The 16,001-nt window shown below is 64.3% G+C and carries 16 protein-coding genes; 8 read left to right on the top strand and 8 right to left on the bottom strand.

Annotated features, from left to right (window positions below; genetic code table 11):
* The first annotated feature begins 594 nt into the window (after positions 1 to 594).
* From ABD719_RS12995 to ABD719_RS12980, 4 genes are all read left to right on the top strand, one after another.
* Positions 595 to 1,053, top strand: a complete 459-nt coding sequence (locus ABD719_RS12995) for a hypothetical protein (RefSeq protein WP_344693798.1) — start codon at positions 595 to 597, stop codon at positions 1,051 to 1,053.
* Positions 1,054 to 1,149: 96 nt separating this feature from the next.
* On the top strand, positions 1,150 to 2,301 hold the full coding sequence (locus tag ABD719_RS12990; RefSeq protein ID WP_344693797.1) for a tyrosine-type recombinase/integrase: 1,152 nt from the start codon (positions 1,150 to 1,152) through the stop codon (positions 2,299 to 2,301).
* A 110-nt stretch (positions 2,302 to 2,411) separates the two neighbouring features.
* On the top strand, positions 2,412 to 2,684 hold the full coding sequence (locus tag ABD719_RS12985) for a helix-turn-helix transcriptional regulator (protein WP_344693796.1): 273 nt from the start codon (positions 2,412 to 2,414) through the stop codon (positions 2,682 to 2,684).
* 44 nt (positions 2,685 to 2,728) lie between these two features.
* Positions 2,729 to 3,019, top strand: coding sequence for a hypothetical protein (locus tag ABD719_RS12980; RefSeq protein WP_344693795.1), 291 nt, complete (start codon positions 2,729 to 2,731; stop codon positions 3,017 to 3,019).
* A gap of 75 nt (positions 3,020 to 3,094) precedes the next feature.
* Here the strand turns inward: ABD719_RS12980 and ABD719_RS12975 are convergent, their stop codons facing one another.
* Both ABD719_RS12975 and ABD719_RS12970 read right to left on the bottom strand, forming a co-directional pair.
* A complete protein-coding gene (locus ABD719_RS12975) occupies positions 3,095 to 3,868 on the bottom strand; it encodes a hypothetical protein (protein ID WP_344693793.1) in 774 nt (257 codons plus the stop codon).
* Between the two features lie 86 nt (positions 3,869 to 3,954).
* Positions 3,955 to 4,569, bottom strand: coding sequence for a hypothetical protein (locus ABD719_RS12970; RefSeq protein ID WP_344693792.1), 615 nt, complete (start codon positions 4,567 to 4,569; stop codon positions 3,955 to 3,957).
* A gap of 316 nt (positions 4,570 to 4,885) precedes the next feature.
* On the opposite strand from ABD719_RS12970, the gene ABD719_RS12965 reads away from it, so the two are divergent.
* The 3 genes from ABD719_RS12965 to ABD719_RS12955 all read left to right on the top strand — a co-directional run bounded on the left by ABD719_RS12965 (position 4,886) and on the right by ABD719_RS12955 (position 6,174).
* Positions 4,886 to 5,287: a hypothetical protein gene (locus ABD719_RS12965; protein WP_344693790.1), complete on the top strand. Its 402-nt coding sequence runs from the start codon at positions 4,886 to 4,888 to the stop codon at positions 5,285 to 5,287.
* Positions 5,288 to 5,551: 264 nt separating this feature from the next.
* Entirely contained in the window at positions 5,552 to 5,893 is a 342-nt protein-coding gene (locus ABD719_RS12960) for a type II toxin-antitoxin system RelE/ParE family toxin (RefSeq protein WP_344693789.1), read from the top strand.
* On the top strand, positions 5,890 to 6,174 hold the full coding sequence (locus ABD719_RS12955; protein WP_344693788.1) for a helix-turn-helix domain-containing protein: 285 nt from the start codon (positions 5,890 to 5,892) through the stop codon (positions 6,172 to 6,174). Before ABD719_RS12960 ends, ABD719_RS12955 begins: the two co-directional genes overlap by 4 nt.
* Positions 6,175 to 6,398: 224 nt before the next feature.
* Here the strand turns inward: ABD719_RS12955 and ABD719_RS12950 are convergent, their stop codons facing one another.
* From ABD719_RS12950 to ABD719_RS12940, 3 genes are all read right to left on the bottom strand, one after another.
* Complete coding sequence (locus tag ABD719_RS12950) at positions 6,399 to 7,244, bottom strand: hypothetical protein (protein WP_344693787.1); 846 nt, start codon at positions 7,242 to 7,244, stop codon at positions 6,399 to 6,401.
* 522 nt (positions 7,245 to 7,766) lie between these two features.
* Positions 7,767 to 8,675 (bottom strand): LysR family transcriptional regulator, encoded by a 909-nt coding sequence (locus tag ABD719_RS12945; protein WP_056024441.1) that lies wholly within the window; start codon positions 8,673 to 8,675, stop codon positions 7,767 to 7,769.
* Positions 8,676 to 8,759: 84 nt separating this feature from the next.
* Entirely contained in the window at positions 8,760 to 9,131 is a 372-nt protein-coding gene (locus ABD719_RS12940; protein ID WP_056024445.1) for a cyclophilin-like fold protein, read from the bottom strand.
* A 409-nt stretch (positions 9,132 to 9,540) separates the two neighbouring features.
* On the opposite strand from ABD719_RS12940, the gene ABD719_RS12935 reads away from it, so the two are divergent.
* Entirely contained in the window at positions 9,541 to 10,839 is a 1,299-nt protein-coding gene (locus ABD719_RS12935) for an MFS transporter (RefSeq protein ID WP_344693786.1), read from the top strand.
* Positions 10,840 to 10,926: 87 nt separating this feature from the next.
* Here ABD719_RS12935 and paoC (ABD719_RS12930) read toward each other — a convergent pair whose 3' ends face one another.
* Genes paoC (ABD719_RS12930) through paoC (ABD719_RS12920) form a run of 3 tightly spaced genes read right to left on the bottom strand, consistent with a single transcriptional unit; the run spans position 10,927 to position 16,000 of the window.
* The gene (gene paoC, locus ABD719_RS12930) at positions 10,927 to 13,137 is read right to left on the bottom strand and encodes an aldehyde oxidoreductase molybdenum-binding subunit PaoC (protein ID WP_344693785.1); all 2,211 of its coding nucleotides are present in this window, start codon (positions 13,135 to 13,137) and stop codon (positions 10,927 to 10,929) included.
* Positions 13,134 to 13,742: a cysteine hydrolase family protein gene (locus ABD719_RS12925; protein ID WP_056024818.1), complete on the bottom strand. Its 609-nt coding sequence runs from the start codon at positions 13,740 to 13,742 to the stop codon at positions 13,134 to 13,136. Before ABD719_RS12925 ends, paoC (ABD719_RS12930) begins: the two co-directional genes overlap by 4 nt.
* A gap of 50 nt (positions 13,743 to 13,792) precedes the next feature.
* Complete coding sequence (paoC, locus tag ABD719_RS12920; protein WP_344693784.1) at positions 13,793 to 16,000, bottom strand: aldehyde oxidoreductase molybdenum-binding subunit PaoC; 2,208 nt, start codon at positions 15,998 to 16,000, stop codon at positions 13,793 to 13,795.
* Position 16,001: the final 1 nt, after the last annotated feature.

Here is a 16,001-nt window from a genome sequence, read left to right as displayed (position 1 = left end):
ACCGCCGCGCCAGCCTCGGCCTCCTTCAGGATGCCGATGATCTGCTCTTCCGAAAACTGCTTCCGCTTCATCTGTCCGTCCCTTCGAGGGGCCGGTCTCTAGCTCCAGGTGGATGAAAAAACGGGGGTCACGTCAGCGGCCCTCCCGAAGGCAATCTTGGCCTGCGACCAACTCGATCCATGCCAGCTGTGATGACGGCGTGGTGCATTGATCCCCTTCCCCTTAAACGGAGAGGAATCTCCATTACGCTGGTTGAAGCCAATGCGCGACCTCGGGGTGATTGGCGATAGGCGCTCCACTAACGCGTCTGATCGGCCCTGAATCTACATTTTATCCCTGCGTCCGGCGATCCTGCCGGCTGCGGGAAGAAACGATGAACCCACCACCATCCACGTCATTGCGGTCAATCGCTCTACATGTGCTGAACTGCGTCCGCGCCGTTGAACGAACGCGCTCCACCATTCGCTTCCTACTGCGTCATGCGGGACGTCGATCTGCCCGAGGTACTGGCGATCGACAGCCTGCGATCGAGGTGACGCTATTCCGGTTCACCCTAGCGCTCCCCGGCGGGCGTGACGATCAACGGAGGCGGCCATGATGGACCCGCGCCTCGACATCACCGTTGCGATGGCCTCTGCCCACACGGCAGAGGTGCAGGCGTGGCGGCTGGCAGCCACCAGGGAGCAGAGGGAGCTTATTGAGGCTACATTGCACAACCTGTTTGATCTTGGCCATGTGGTAGCCTTCAGTGTCTGTCCCGATGGCGGGACCATCGATACGCTGGCGTTGGTCGATGAGTTTCGGCTGCGCTTCGGTGGCGCGGCCGTCGATTCATGCCTTGCAACATCAGGCCACCAGGTCGGCCCATCGCCTTCGTTCCTGATGCCAGTCTGGGCCTTCGATCACGCTGTCGGTGGAGCGCCAGCAGCGACAGGACGCCTCCTCGGTTTGGAACTGGAGCTGATTGCAAGACCTGGCGCCGATGAGGAGACTGGTGCCCATCTGCCGGGCCGCACCGGCCGCTGGCTGATCCACGCCCGACCTATGTTCTGACAGTTTTGGCTGCAAAGTTCGTCGGCGGCCCGCAACATTGTATTGTCGCCCCGCATCGCTCGCTGGGGCATCACATCCAACCTGGAGAATACCGTCATGCCCGCGCTGACCCGCGGCTTGGCGTCGAACCCACCGGCAGTGCCGGAGGGCAAGGACAAGCTGCGCCTATTCGACGACAAGCTCATCGGCTTTCTCATGGAGGTTCGCGCCTCCGGGAGGGTCACTTACTATTGTCGCTACAATGATGCCCGCGGTCGTCAGCGGGAGGTACGGATCGGGCGCCACGGCGACGTGACGCTCGATCAGGCCCGCAAGCGTGCCCAGGAGATCAAGGCGGCGGCGGCGCTCGGGGGCGATCCCGCCGCCGAACGTGACAAGCTGAAAGGGGTGCCGACTTTCGGAGAGTTCGTGGAGGGACGCTACCTGCCTCACGTCAAGGACAAGCTGCGTTCCTACCGGGATCAGGAAAGCTTCTACCGGCTCCGCCTGAAAGCGGCGTGGGGGTCTCGTCACCTCGATCAGATCCGCCCCGGCGACGTCGCGGAACTGCAGGAGCGGCTGAGCCGGGAAGGGCTCGCAGGTGCGACGATCAACCGGTACACCGCCTTCATCAAGCGGGTATTCAATGTCGCCCTGCACTGGGAAGCCTATGAGGGGCGCAATCCAGCCCAACGCGCGCAGATGCGCCGTGAACAGGGCCGCGAACGGTTCTTGACCGACGCGGAATTGGTGGCGCTCTTCCGGGCGCTGGACGTCGAGCCAAGCCGGACGGCGGCGTGCGCGATCGCGCTGCTGGCGGCAACCGGTGCCCGGCGAAGTGAGGTCCTAGGCGCGCGATGGGAACGGATCGACATCGATCGCCGTCTCCTCACCGTGCCCGCAGTCTCCTCGAAGAGCGGACGACCCCGCTACGTCCCGCTCTCGGACGCGGCGCTCCGCATCCTCCAGCGGGTGCCCCGTGGCGAAAGCCCGTGGGTGTTCCCGAGCGTCGTCGATCCCGACAAACCGGTCGGCGACCTTCGGAAGGCGTGGGCACGGGTGAAGGAACGGGCAGGGATTGAAGGTGACCTGTGTCTCCACCAGCTCCGACATACCTATGCGTCGCGTTTGGTGGGGCAGGGGCGAAGCCTTTACGAGGTGGGTCAGCTGCTCGGCCATGCGTCAACAGCCATGACGGCGCGCTACTCGCACCTTGCTCCTCATCGCCTAGTCGAGGCAGCAAACATGGCTTTGCCGGACGTTTGCTGAATCAAACTCGATCATCATCAACCTAATGGCGTCGTAGACATTGTCTGCGGCGCCTTTTTTTGGAAATCACAATGGCATTTGCTCACAAAATCCCCGCTACCCGGCAGAACATGGCTCGCATCGTCGATCCGTTCCCCACGCGGTCAGTCAAAACCGATCCCATCGTGGCTGCGATGGACCAAGCCGCCGCTGAAGTGCCCCGTCTGCTGGCGCCCGCCGCCGTCGCCGAGATGCTCGGGTTGACCGAAAGGACGCTGGAGCGCTGGCGGATCACAGGGGAGGGGCCGCGGTTCGTGAAGCTCAGCCGCAGCACCGTCCGATACGTGGTCGATGACGTCGCCGCCTTCGTCGCCGACCGCCTCCGCGCCAACACATCGCAGTGATGCATCCCCGATCCGATCAACCTTTGAACCGCACAGGAACAACCATGTCCTTATACGACTATTGGATGACGCTGGTTGACCAGCCCCGCCGCGTGGTCTTCCTCGACCGCACGCCGCGCCCAGAGCGGATCGTCCGCCACTATCTGACCGCGCCAGAGACGGCAGTGTTGCTCGGTGTGTCCGAGGCCGTATTGTCCTGGTGGCGTGGATGCGGACATGGGCCGCAGCCGATCCTGCGATCAGGAGAACTGCACTACGAGGCCAAAGGCATCAAACGCTTGGCGTCCATGCCAACGATGCGCCGGATGATGGCGATTGGCCGGCAGACCCGCTGACCCATACCCAGCCGCGAGGGCGCAAAAAAGGCAGTCACCCCGGTCGCGCGGAGCGGCCGGGGTTTCGTCATGGCTTCAGAAGCTTGGGGCGACGTCAGCCGGCTTCCGGCTCTCGACATCCGCCTTGAAGCGCTGCTCGAGTGCCGCTTGCAGACCCGGATCATTGCCGGACAACCTGATCGACCCGTTACCCGGCCATGCCGTCAGGAGAGGGAATTCATTGTCGGGCGATGCTTCGCAGTCAGGTGCCTTGATGGTGCACCACCGCAGCTCGGTCTCGTCTTCGTTCACCGGCTCGCCATACTTGGCGAGGATGCGACGGAGCAGGTCGTCCTTGCTGATCCGTGCCTCCTCACGTGCCTGATAGCGCACGTACTCGACGCGCGGACCGTCCGGCAGGGCGATCAGCCCCACGAAGATTTCCTCGTTTCCCTTGAACCATGCAAGCTCACGTGGTGCGCGATCGTTAGTGTTGCCCTTCCAATCATACTCGGTTTGCCATTTCCACATGACGTTGCCGATGTAGGAAGGTTGATCATTTTGTGGCCCCCTGTCGGTGTAGCCGGCGGCGCGTAGAGCGGATTGAGCCTGCACGATCGACATGCCTAGGCGCACGCCGCCGATGTCGAGGTTGCGGGGATCGTTGCGGTTAGCGAGATCGCGGGGCCCCGCCGCTTCCTCATAGGTGAGCGGCGCAGACAGTTGTGCCGTGATCTTGCGTTGCTTGCTCGTGGCGACGGCGTTGCCGATCAGGCCGACGATGGACCGCGCAAGGTCGGACGTCTGGGCGGCGGCGGGTGTTGAGCATAGCGCGACGGCGCATGCGGCGGTGACGAGGTGGAGCCTCATAGTGTTTCCTTCGATGGGTGGTGATGGGCGTGCCTGGGGCATGTTAGTGACCCCAGCCGACGACCACGTGCGGCTTTCCGCCGCTGCTACACCGGCTTGCTCGAGACCGAGATTGACCCGTCCTCATAGGTGCCGCTCGAGCCACCCGCCTCGAACGTGATGTGATCGTCTACCCGGCGCATGGTCCCGCGGTCATCGCAGCCGGGGATATTTTGCCCGGGGAGGGCCAGGCCCGATCGGGCGCCGACCAGCACATGCGTTCCTACGCACGCACTGCCACCGATGATGATCACCCAGGCGACGCTTTCCTGCGGAAGCTCGAACACCCCGACAAGGCTGATGCTGCTATTGGCCGCGACGGGCTCCGGCACATCGGCTTGAGCTGTCTTGAACCGGGTTGGCTTGCCGTTGAGCGTCAGTGTGTCCAAGTCATCGATCTTCTCGATGGCGAACGTTCCCTGTCGCGCGGCGACCTGGGTCAGCGGTGTCCCATCGTAGAGGCCGACGGTGCTGAGCATCTCGGGGCCGGCCGGTGTGATCACTGCTGCCGGTGCCGCAGTGGGCACCGCTCGCGGGGTAGGCGCTGCTGTCGTGTCGCCGTTGGCAGCTTCAGGCGTCTCGTTCGCCGCCCGACATCCGCTGAGCGCAAGTGCGAGGATCACGCCGCACGTCATCACGCGTCGAGAATTGTAACTGATCATCTTGTCGTCCCCCCTTGTCCATCGGGGCGACGGCCGAAGCCGGATGTTGGTAACCTGCGAAACCCGACAGGCGCGGACGCCTTTGGGCCGGAGCCTTGGACATGCGCGCCCGCCACCCGGCCACAAAGCTGCGACCGGTTCGGGATTCTTTAGAGGTTACCACGCCCCACCCCCACTCTCATGGAGGCAAGGGAGCGTTTCACCCGTCTGCCGACGGTTTGCAATATGCCTTTTGCCTGCCTGCCCGATCGGGCCGCGGATGGGGGCATTGCCAGGTCAATATCATCGCCCCGTGGAACCAGCACGGGAGCAAAGCATGAGGACGATGGACAATCTGGCGGAGATGAAACGGTATCTGCCGGAGGCAGCATGGGCGCCGACGCGGCAGGCGATCGCCGGCATTGTCGACGACAGTGAGCAGGTTGAGAAAGTAAGCTTCACCGAGGTTTTTGGTGCGCCAGCCTACCTGATCGAATGCGTCACAGATCTGGCTGCAGTCCGACCGGTGGATGCAGGGGAGGGGGAGTGCCGATCATTGGCGGACGAGCCGTCCGAATGGTTCGATGTGGCGGAATGGCTGGACGACGGGCGTTTTGCCCGATTCGTGACCATCGGAAGTGTGGAGGGTGGGCCGCAATACATCGTGCCGCGGGCTATCGCGGATCAGAAGCGATCTGTGGGGCTTAGCGTCTGCATGACTGCTGCCCGAATGTGTTGAGGGAGTCCGATCGCTTGAGGGCGATCGGACTTTTTTTGACGGTGCAATCATCGAAAATGCCTCATGCACCGCGAAAATGGTGGATTGCCGCCTGTCCGCTTTCCAGCGGCGATCGGCGGTAAGCGGACGTTCGTTCAGATGGTGGGCCAGAGGGCTCAGACACCTGTCGGTACTTGGTATGGTCATCTACCTGATGGATTGATGCCAGCATCAGCTCAGTTGCACGGCACTTGACTGGATACGGGTATCCCGTACATATTCAACATGCAGTCGGTCATCGAAACCAATGCCTATCTTGCTGCGGCAAAGGACGTTGGCATGAGCACCGAGGAGCAGCAGATGGTGGTCGACCTGATTGCTGCTAATCCGGAGGCTGGCGAGATCATGCCGGGATGTGGCGGGGCTCGGAAGCTGCGGGTAGCACGTCCGGGCGGTGGCAAATCTGGTGGGTACCGGGTCATCAGCTACTTCGCGGGCACCGATATGCCGACCTTCCTGCTGACGGTGTTCGGCAAGAACGAGAAGGCCAACCTCACGAAGGGCGAGCGCAATGCCCTCGCCATGCTCACCAAGACGCTGACCGACAGCCTTAGGAGAAAAAGATGAAGAGCGCCTTCGACAAGATCGCCGCTGGCCTCGATGACGCCATCGCCCATGCCAATGGTGAGGCGGGGCGTAGCAAGGTGGCCGCCCCGATCGACGTGGCGGCGATCCGCAAGCGCACCGGCAAAACTCAGGATCAATTCGCCCGCGCATACCATCTCCCGTTGGGGACGGTGCGGGACTGGGAGCAGTGCCGCAGCCAGCCAGACGCGCCGGCACGAGTTCTATTGTCGCTGATCAGTGCCGAGCCAGATACGATCGAGCAGCTCGTACAACGGGCGTAACTTTCCGATCAGCAACGTGGTCAAGGTGTTATATCCGCTACGGATATGGCGTGGGGCGCTCGGCACCTATGCCAGGAGCTAGCCGGCCGGTTTGATGCCACGCTTTATCCATACCGCGTCCTTACATTCCAAGAATAAGATCGCACATCAAAACGTGGGATCAAGCACGTAAGTCGACCATTGAAAACGACCGGGAGTTCAGCCTCCCGGTCGTCCGTCATTCCTTACCGTGAGGCAGTGCGGGGGTTGCTCACACTGTGACCGCCGTTGCGCCGCAGGATCTCGCTGACATTCGCGTTTCCTGCCGCTGCGTTCACAGTCACGAGTACACCGCCACCGGTGAGGTGCTCACCGTAGTAGGAGGCGTCCTCATCATTGATGCCATGACCCTTGAGCACTTCGTTGAACGAACCCGCTGCGGCTCCGGCCGCGGCGCCGATCGCCATTGCACCGGGCACTGCAGAGGCGGCAATTGCACCAGCCGCCACCAGCGGGCCAACGCCCGGGATTGCCAGAGCAAGTACCCCAAGGCCCGCACCCAGCGCACCGCCGCCCAGAATGCCGCGGGCAAGACTTTCATGATGCTCGTCCGTAACCTCGCCATCAACGTCACGAGCGGTCGTCGTGCCATTGCTCCGAGCGATTACGGACAGCGCACTGTCCTCCACGCCAGCGCTGCGTAAGTCGGCTACCGCCCGCTGGGCTTCGGCTTCGTTGTCGAACATTGCCGAAACCGTACCCCCGGTCGTACCCCCGGTCACACCTGATGCACCGGCGCTGGCAGCAGTGACGCCACCCGTTACAGCATTGGCCGCACGATCAAGAGGTCCGCTGTTTGGGGCGTCAGTCCCGTTCATGGCATTCGTGGCGCGGTCCAGCGGCCCACGATTGGGATCATCGTGGTTCATGGCCGATCTCATACCGCCGGTACCCCCGGTTACAGCATTGGCCGCACGATCAACGGGGCCACGGTTCGGATCGTCATGACGGTCGAACGCACCATCTGTGCGACGAGCAATGTCGCCTTCCGACGCATTGTTGCCGTATCCGCTCCGGTTGCCATCGCTCATGCTGTCTCTCCACTCGAGTTTATACTGCCGGCCCGATCTAACCGACCGCAAGGCGTTGCGATCCTGGCAGATTCAGTCGGGGTATCTCGAACGTCCTGCTTGCTGCAGAGTTCACACACGTGCTTTAGCGCGGTAGTGCAGCAGCACTACGTCGTTAGTAAACTCTTATGATCAAGATCCGAACAGCTTCGGCTTGAATGTTCAAGGTGCTTCTGACGGCCTTCGTCATGTGCTCATCACCACGGGAGATCTCATTGATGGCCTCGCCCAGCACCTTGGCGTGCGCTGCAGTCATGTTGAACCCGGCGATGCCGTAGTGGGTCAGACGTATTCAGGGCGGCTCCGCGGCCGCGCAGGCTAATATGAACAAGCGCCTGAAGCCGGGACGGGTGCAGGGTGCGCTGAATGTCTGCTTGTGGGTCTTCGATGCCAAGGAGCGTATGGCGCATGTCTACGACAACCGATGGTACGAGCAGTTCGCGATGAGCGCCGACGTTGCATGCGCATTTCCAATTCGCGTGTCTAAAGGCCTAGCGGACGCAACTCGCGAATGAGTTCGATCAAAAGTTTCAGGCCAGTCGGCACTTGGCGACGGCTGGAATAATAGATGTGGTATGCCGGGCCCATCGTTGACCAGTCCTCTAGCACCGGGCGTAGTTCTCCGCGCGCGATATAGGGGGCGAAGGTTGCCTCCATGCCGTACATAAGTCCGGTCCCCGCGAGCGCCATGGCCAGCATCGCGCGCCCCCCGTTGACGAGGACCTTGCTCGCGACGGGGACCGAGAATTCGCCCTCGGGGCCTTCGAATTCCCAGCGGTAGATATGCGCATTTCCGAGGCGGACGCCGAGACAATGGTGGTGTTCCAAATCCGACGGGTGCTGCGGAACGCCGAACTTCTCGAGATAGGCGGGGGATGCGACGACTATCCAGCGAAGCTCGCCCGAAAGACGTTGCGCCACCATGTCCTCGGGCACCGTTCCGGCGTAACGGATCCCGGCGTCGAAGCCATCTTCGATGACGTCGGTCATCTGGTCCCGCGCGGCGATGTCGATCTCGATATCGGGATACCGCTCGATGAAGATCGGCATGACCGGCGCGAGCAATAAGGGCGCCGCTTCGGCGGCGACGTTCAGACGAACCCGCCCGGTTGGCGCGTCGCGATAGCGGTTGAGGCTCTCGACAGCCTGATCGATCGTGCCGAACGGCTCAGCCACCTTGTCTCGCAACTCCTCGCCAGCGGCAGTCAGGGTGACGCTCCGGTTCGTGCGGTGGAGGAGGCGGACGCCGAGCCGTGCCTCGAGCCCCTTCAAGGCATGGCTGAGCGCCGATGCGCTGACCCCGAGTTCGAGCCCGGCGAGCCTGAAACTTCGATGTCGGGAGATTGCCAGGAAGTAGGTCAGGTCGGCGAGATCGGATCGGCTGGTCGGCATAGTGTATCCTGGGCTCTATGGTTTAGCCTCGCAAGCGATCGACGGGCGACTGCGGGATCGGCAGGGGCGTCCTCCCTCGAAGGATCAGCGTTCGGTCGGAGGAGCGACGCGCTGTCGAATTGTAACCTTCACGGCACCGGGGCTCGCGAGATCGGCGTAAGGGCCGTCGATCCGACCGAGGATCACGAGGCCGGGAGAGTGCGGGCCGTCCTTGTGGTAAAGCGCGATGTTCCCCCACGGCGCGTAATAGCCGATCTCTCCGGCGCGCGGCGTGACCGCGGCCGGGGCGCCGTCGCGGGTCAGCGGTCGGGGCAAAGTGGCGACCTTTTCCGTCGCTGCATAATCGGTCAGCGTCAGGTCGAGCGGCAGCTGCGCGAGGAAATCGCGTGCCGAGGGGGAGTCCGCAATCTGCGCAGTCCACTGACGCGTCCCGGCATCGATTTCGATAGTCGTCATTGTTCGTGTCTCTCGCGCGCTGTTTGCATAGGATATCAAGGCGTTGCTTGCCTTCGCGGTCGCTGCTGGTTGGCCGCATGCCGTCAGCAGAGCCAACAGACAGAGAAGGGGGCGTCCTGCCTCGATAGCGCGCATCGTCACCTTCCCCTTACGCCCGCATGGCACGCGACCGCCGGATCATCGCCAAGCTGAAGCAGCAAGCCGTGGCGTCGCGGTTTGGTCGCCAGCGTATCGGCAAGGGCGGCTTCAAGCGCGGCGATCCTCGGCCGGCACGTGTGTCTATCTTGATCTAACCGCCGCCCCCGACCCGAACAACACGGTCTTGCGTTGATGCTATGATGAGCGGCGCTCAGCGTGCGACGGTGTCCGCGCCACGTAACGGCCGTCATGACGCCTGCTCATCCGGGCGTTGAGCAGCCGCCATGCCGCGATTGCGCGGGCGGATCGTAGGACAGTCTTCTCCCATCGATCGGGCACGTCGCTCGTCCGGCGATCGCACAAAGGTGAAGTCTTGGATATCGAACCACAGGCGCGCGCCGAGCGCGATACGCTCCCCGTTGGCGCGCTCATCCTGCTCGCGCTGACCGGGTTCACCGCGATCGTGACCGAGACGCTCCCCGCAGGTCTGTTGCCCCAGGTCGCCGATGATCTGAACATTTCGCGCGCGCTCGCCGGCCAGATGGTGACGGTCTATGCCGTCGGATCGGTGATGGCGGCCATTCCGCTCGTCAGTGTCACGCAGAGCTATGCGCGCAAGCCACTCCTGCTCGCGGCAATCTTCGGCCTGCTGGTGTTCGATGTCGTGACCGCGCTCTCCCACAGCTATGCGGTAACGCTCGTCGCGCGGTTTGCGGCGGGCGTTTCCGCCGGGCTCGGCTGGGGCATCCTCGGAGGCTATGCGCGCCGGTTGGTAGTGGATCGGTTGAAGGGCCGCGCGCTCGCACTGGCGATGATCGGCACCCCGCTGGCGCTGTCGGTCGGCGTGCCGCTGGGCACGTTCGCGGGCGGGGCGATCGGCTGGCGGATCGCGTTCCTGGTGCTAGCCGCGCTCGCGCTATGCCTGGCCGGGGCGGTCGCGTGGAAGATGCCGGACAGCGCCGGCCAGCCGCCCGAGCGCAAGCTGTCGAACCTGGCCGTGCTGCGGATGCCGGGCGTGGCGCCGATCCTTGCCACCGCGTTCGCTTGGGTGACGGCGCATTACATCCTCTACACCTATGTCGCGCCGTACGCGGAATGGGCCGGCGACGGTAGCCGGGTGAGCTTGCTCCTGCTGGTGTTCGGATGCGCCGCGCTCGCAGGGATCTGGATCACGGGTGCCGCTGTGGACCGCCACCTGCGCCTCCACGTCCTCGCCAGCCTCGCGGTGTTCGCCGCTGCGACTGCGGTGCTCGGCTTTCTGCCGCACAGCAACAGCGTCATCCTTGTCGGCGTCGTCCTGTGGGGCCTGACGTTCGGCGGGGCTGCGACCTCGATCCAGACGGCGGCCTCCGACGCGGCGGGCGAGGGCGTCGATATCGTCGGCGCCATGCTGACGACGGTCTGGAACGTGAGCATCGCGTGCGGCGGCGCGGTCGGCGCGCTGATCTATCGCAGCGCAGGTGTCGTTGCGTTTTTCCCCGCGATGCTGGCCTTGCTGGGCGTCGCCTTCGCCATTGCCTACGCCGCTTCAGCCAACGGCTTCACGCCGGGTGCTCGAACCGAACATTGACGCGATGGCGGCTGCGTGCACGCTATAGCGTACCGGCGTGGACGACCGCAGCCGCGCCCCTCGCAACGCAGCTGCAGATCTGTCGCGTCACGCGATTTCCGGCAGGCCTGCGAAGTGCTTGTCGAGCGTCACCGGATATTCGCGCACCCGAACGCCGGTCGCGTTGTACACCGCGTTGGCGATCGCCGGCGCGACGCCGACCAAACCCAGCTCGCCGACCCCCTTTGCCTTCAACGGCGACATCGTCGCATCGACCTCGTCGATGAAATGCGCCTCGAGATGCGGGACGTCGGCGTGGACGGGCACCTCGTAGCCGGCAAGGTCGTGATTGACGAAGAAGCCGAAGCGGGTGTCGACGGCCATTTCCTCCATCAGTGCGGCGCCGATCCCCATCGTCATCCCCCCGATCACCTGGCTGCGCGCCGTGATCGGGTTGAGGATACGCCCGGCGGCGCAGACCGCCAGCATCCGTCGGACGCGGACCGCGCCGGTATAGGCATCCACTCCAACCTCGGCAAAATGCGCGCCGACGGTCTGCTGCGCATACTCCTTGTTCAGGTCGCCAAATTCCATGACATCCTCGGCGACGATCTCGCCGTCCCTGGCGGCATCGGCCAGCGGGACCGAACGGCCCGCCGAACTGACGCGCCCGTCCGCGAACGTCACGTCGGTCGTGTTGAAGCCCATCCGCTGCGCCACCAATTCGCGCAGCTTCGCGCACGCGGCATATACGCCAGCCGTAGCCGACGCGGCACCCGCCTGGCCGCCCGAGCCGGGTGTTTCGGGGAAGGTGGAATCGCCGAGCTTGGCGGTCACCCGTTCGAGCGGAACGCCCATCATCTCGGCGGCGGTCTGCGCGACAATCGTGTAGCTGCCCTGGCCGATGTCGGTCATGTCGGTCTCGACCGTGACGTGTCCGTCCTTGCCCAGTCGCACGCGGGCGCCGGCCTTCATGATCGGTGCTCCACGGATCGCGCTGGCGACGCCCATGCCGATCAGCCACTTGCCTTCGCGACGGCTGCCGGGTTTGGCGACCCGCGCATTCCAGCCGAACCGGTCCGCGCCCTCTTTCAGGCACTGCACGAACGGCCGGGTGGAGAATTTGCGCTCGGGCTTCGAAGGGTCGACCTGCGTGTCGTTAGCGATCCGCAGAGCGACCGGATCCATTTCGAGCTTTTCCGCAAGCTCGTCCATCGCGACTTCCAGCGCCATCATCCCCGGGGCCTCGCCCGGCGCGCGCATGGCGTTGCCCTCGGCGAGATCGAGAGGGCTGAGATAGCGCCGCAACTGGCGGTTCTCGCCGGCATACATCAACTGCGTCGGCAGGTTGGTGGGCTCGGTGCGGCCACCCGCCAGGTTGCCCGACCAGCTATCGTGACCGATGGCAACGAGACGGCCGTCCTTGCCGGCGCCCAGTCGAACGCGCTGGATCGTCTTGGGGCGGTGAATGGTATTGTTGAACATCAGCGGGCGTTGCAGCACGACCTTGACCGGACGGCCCGATACCCGCGCGGCGATCGCCGCGAGTGCCAGATCGCTCTGCGTCGTGCCCTTGCCGCCAAAGCCGCCGCCGATGAAGGGGGAATGCAGGCGGATATTTTCTTTTGGCGTGCCGATGATGAGGCCCAGGTCGCGACAGCCCCAGTTCATCGCCTGAATCGACGTCCAGCAGGTGAGCTTGTCACCATCCCACCGCGCAATACTCGCATGGGGTTCCATCATCGCATGCGCCTGATCGGGGACCGTATAAGATTCGTCGACCTTGACCGGCGCGCTGGCAAACGCGCTTGCGAAGTTGCCGACCGACGCGTTCGTCGAGCCACCGAACGGTTCCTCCGGCGCGATCGGGGCCGATGATTTTTGCGCGGCCAGATCGAAGCGCCCCTTCCCGCGCGCATACGTGACGCGGATCAGCGACGCCGCCGCGCGCGCCTGTTCGAAGGTGTCGGCGACGACGACCGCGACCGCCTGATGATAATGATCGACCATCGGGCCGGCCAGAATGCGCTGGGTGTAGAACTCGCCCTTGCCGATCGGGCCCGAATTTTCATAGGTGACGATCGCACGGACGCCGGGCGCGGCATGTGCCGCCGCGGTATCGATGCGGTCGATGCGTCCCTTGCCGATCGCTGCACCCAGGATGTAGCCATGGGCCGCATCTGGCGCGAAATCGTGATGCTCGGCGGCGTAGCGTGCCGTGCCGGTCGTCTTCAGGGGACCTTCGACGCGCGTGTGTGCGCGTCCGACCACGGTCAGGCGGTCGATTGGAGTCGTGCCCGCAGGCGTGTCGAACTTCATGCACTCGTCTCCAGATCGGCCAGGAACTGGTCGTGCGTCATCGGCTTGGAGAACATCGGGAAGTTCTTCGTGACCGCAGCGTGCTGCTCTTCGGGGCTCAGCGTCGCCGTGCAGTCGGTCAGCGTGACGACGCGGAAGCCGCGTTCGTACGCCGAGCGCATGGTCGATTCGACGCAGCAATTTGTCAGGAACCCGGCGATCGCCAGATCGGTGATGCCACGCTGACGCAGGATGAAGTCGATATTGGTGCTCGCGAAGCAATCGAGGCCCCGCTTGCCCTCGATCACGATGTCGCCGTCGACCGGTGCCATCGCATCGGCAATCGCCGCGCCCCAGCTGTCTTTCCGGAACGCGTTAGCCTGCTTGATGCCGGCGAGGATACCGTAAGGATCGGACGGGATCTCCGGATAACCCTCCGCGAAGGTGATTGGCGCGTGCATCACGGTCACGCCCTGCGCGCGCGCTCGTTCGACGACGGCCCGGCTGTGCGCCAGCATGTCGGTGTCGGCCATCACCGCCTTCACCGCATCATGCTGGGCGCCGCCTTCGCTGACGAAGTCGTTCTGGTACTCGATCAGCAACAGGGCGGTCTTTTCGGGTATCATCATCTTGTCTCCCATTCGCCCTAGAGCACATTCGACCAGTGCGGCGTGGCTCACGCCACCGCCGGCAGCCGATCGAAATGCTTGTCGAGGGTCAGTGGATAATCGCGAAGGCGGACGCCCGTCGCGTTGTACATGGCGTTCGCTACCGCCGCGCCGACGCCGCACAGGCCGAGCTCGCCGATGCCCTTAGCCTTCATCGGATTGGCCTTGTCGTCGGCCTCGTCGAGGAAGATCACGTCCTGGTGCGGGATGTCGGCGTGGACCGGCACCTCGTAGCTGGCCAGGTCGTGGTTGACGAAGAAGCCGAAGCGCTTGTCGACCGCCAGTTCCTCCATCAACGCTGAGCCGACACCCATCGTCATCGCGCCGATCACCTGGCTACGCGCCGAGGTCGGATTGATGATCCGCCCGGATGCGCAGACCGCCAGCATGCGACGCAGGCGGGTCGCGCCCGTATAGCTATCGACGCCGACCTCGACGAAGTGTGCGCCGAAGGTTGACAGCTGCCAGCTCTTGTCGAGATCGCCATATTCGATCTTGTCCTCGGCAACCAACTCGCCTGAGGAGGCGGCTTGGCGAAGGTCGGCCGAGCGATTGCCGCTCGTGACCTTGCCGCCGTCGAACACCGCATCGGCCGAATTATAGCCGAGACGCTGGGCGACGGCCTCGCGCAGCTTGACGCACGCCGCATACACCCCCGCCGTCGCGTTGGCGGCGCCGAACTGGCCGCCCGACCCGGCGGAGACCGGGAATGCCGAGCTGCCGAGCTTGACGACGACCGCGTCGAGGGGGACGCCCATCATCTCCGCCGCGGTCTGCGCGATGATCGTGTAGCTGCCGGTGCCGATGTCGGTCATGTCGGTCTCGACGGTGACGATGCCGTCATTGCCGAGCCGGACGCGAGCACCCGACGTCATGTTCATGTGATTACGGAACGCGGATGCCACGCCCATCCCGACCAGCCAGCGCCCGTCGCGAACCTGGCCGGGCTGCGCGTTGCGACGCGACCAGCCGAACTGCTGTGCACCCTCGGTCAGGCAGCGGACCAGCTCACGCTGCGAGAAGCGTCGCTTGGGATCCTTCGGATCGACCTGCGTGTCGTTCTTCACGCGGAAGGCGATCGGATCCATGCGGAGCTTTTCCGCCATCTCGTCCATCGCGATCTCAAGCGCCATCAGGCCCGGCGCTTCGCCCGGCGCGCGCATCGCGTTGCCCTCGGGCAGGTCGAGCACCGCGAGGCGCATCGACGTCAGGCGGTTCGCGCCAGCATAGAGCAGGTTCGTCTGCAGGACTGCCGCTTCCGGACTGCCGTTCGGCTGGTCGCCCGAGCCGCTCTCATGCGCGATCGCGGTGATCGTGCCGTCCTTCGCTGCGCCGATGCGGATGCGCTGGCGCGTCGCCGGCCGATGCGTCGTGTTGTTGGCCATGAACGGCCGGCTCATCGCCAGCTTGACCGGACGCCCTGCCGCCTTCGCGCCGAGCGCCGCGAGGACCGCATCGCTGCGCAGGAACAGCTTCCCGCCAAAACCGCCGCCGACATAGGGCGAAAGGAAGGTGACCTTCTCCTTCGGCATGTTCAGCGTGGTGGCGAGATCGGTGCGACCCCAGTCGATCATCTGGTTCGACGTCCACACCGTCAGCGCGTCGCCGTTCCAGGCGGCGATCGAGGCGAACGGCTCCATCATCGCATGGCTGTGATCCGGCGTGGTATAGTGCGCATCGAGCTTGACCGGCGCGGATGCGAAGGCGGTTTCGAACGTGCCGACCCGGTCTTCGCCCTTGCCGGGCTTGTCCGCGTCGGTCAGCGGCGCCGTCTTCAACGCCGCATCCAGATCGAACCTGCCCTTGCCGCGCGCATAATCGACGCGGACCAAGCCGGCCGCGGCGCGGGCCTGCTCGAACGTCTCGGCGACGACGACCGCCACTGCCTGGTGATAATGATCGACGTCCGGCCCGGCGAGTAGCTTGACGGTGTTGAACTTACCCTTGCCAAGCTTGCCCACATCCGCGGCGGTGACGATCGCGATTACGCCCGGTGCAGCCTTCGCCGCGACCGTGTCGATCGCGTTGATGCGGCCCTTGGCGACGGCTGTGCCTACGGCATAGCCATAAGCGGCGTTCTCGATCTCGCGATGATGCTCATAGGCATAGGGCGCCAGCCCGGTCGTCTTGAGCGGGCCGTCGATGCGGGTATGCACGCGCCCGACAACCTTCATCCGGTCGATCGGGTTGGCGACGGCGGGTGTATCGAACTTCATG

Source organism: Sphingomonas cynarae (assembly GCF_039537815.1).
Lineage (GTDB): Bacteria > Pseudomonadota > Alphaproteobacteria > Sphingomonadales > Sphingomonadaceae > Sphingomonas > Sphingomonas cynarae.
Note: the sequence above shows the minus strand (reverse complement) of the source record. Positions and strands in the feature narration are given on the sequence as shown.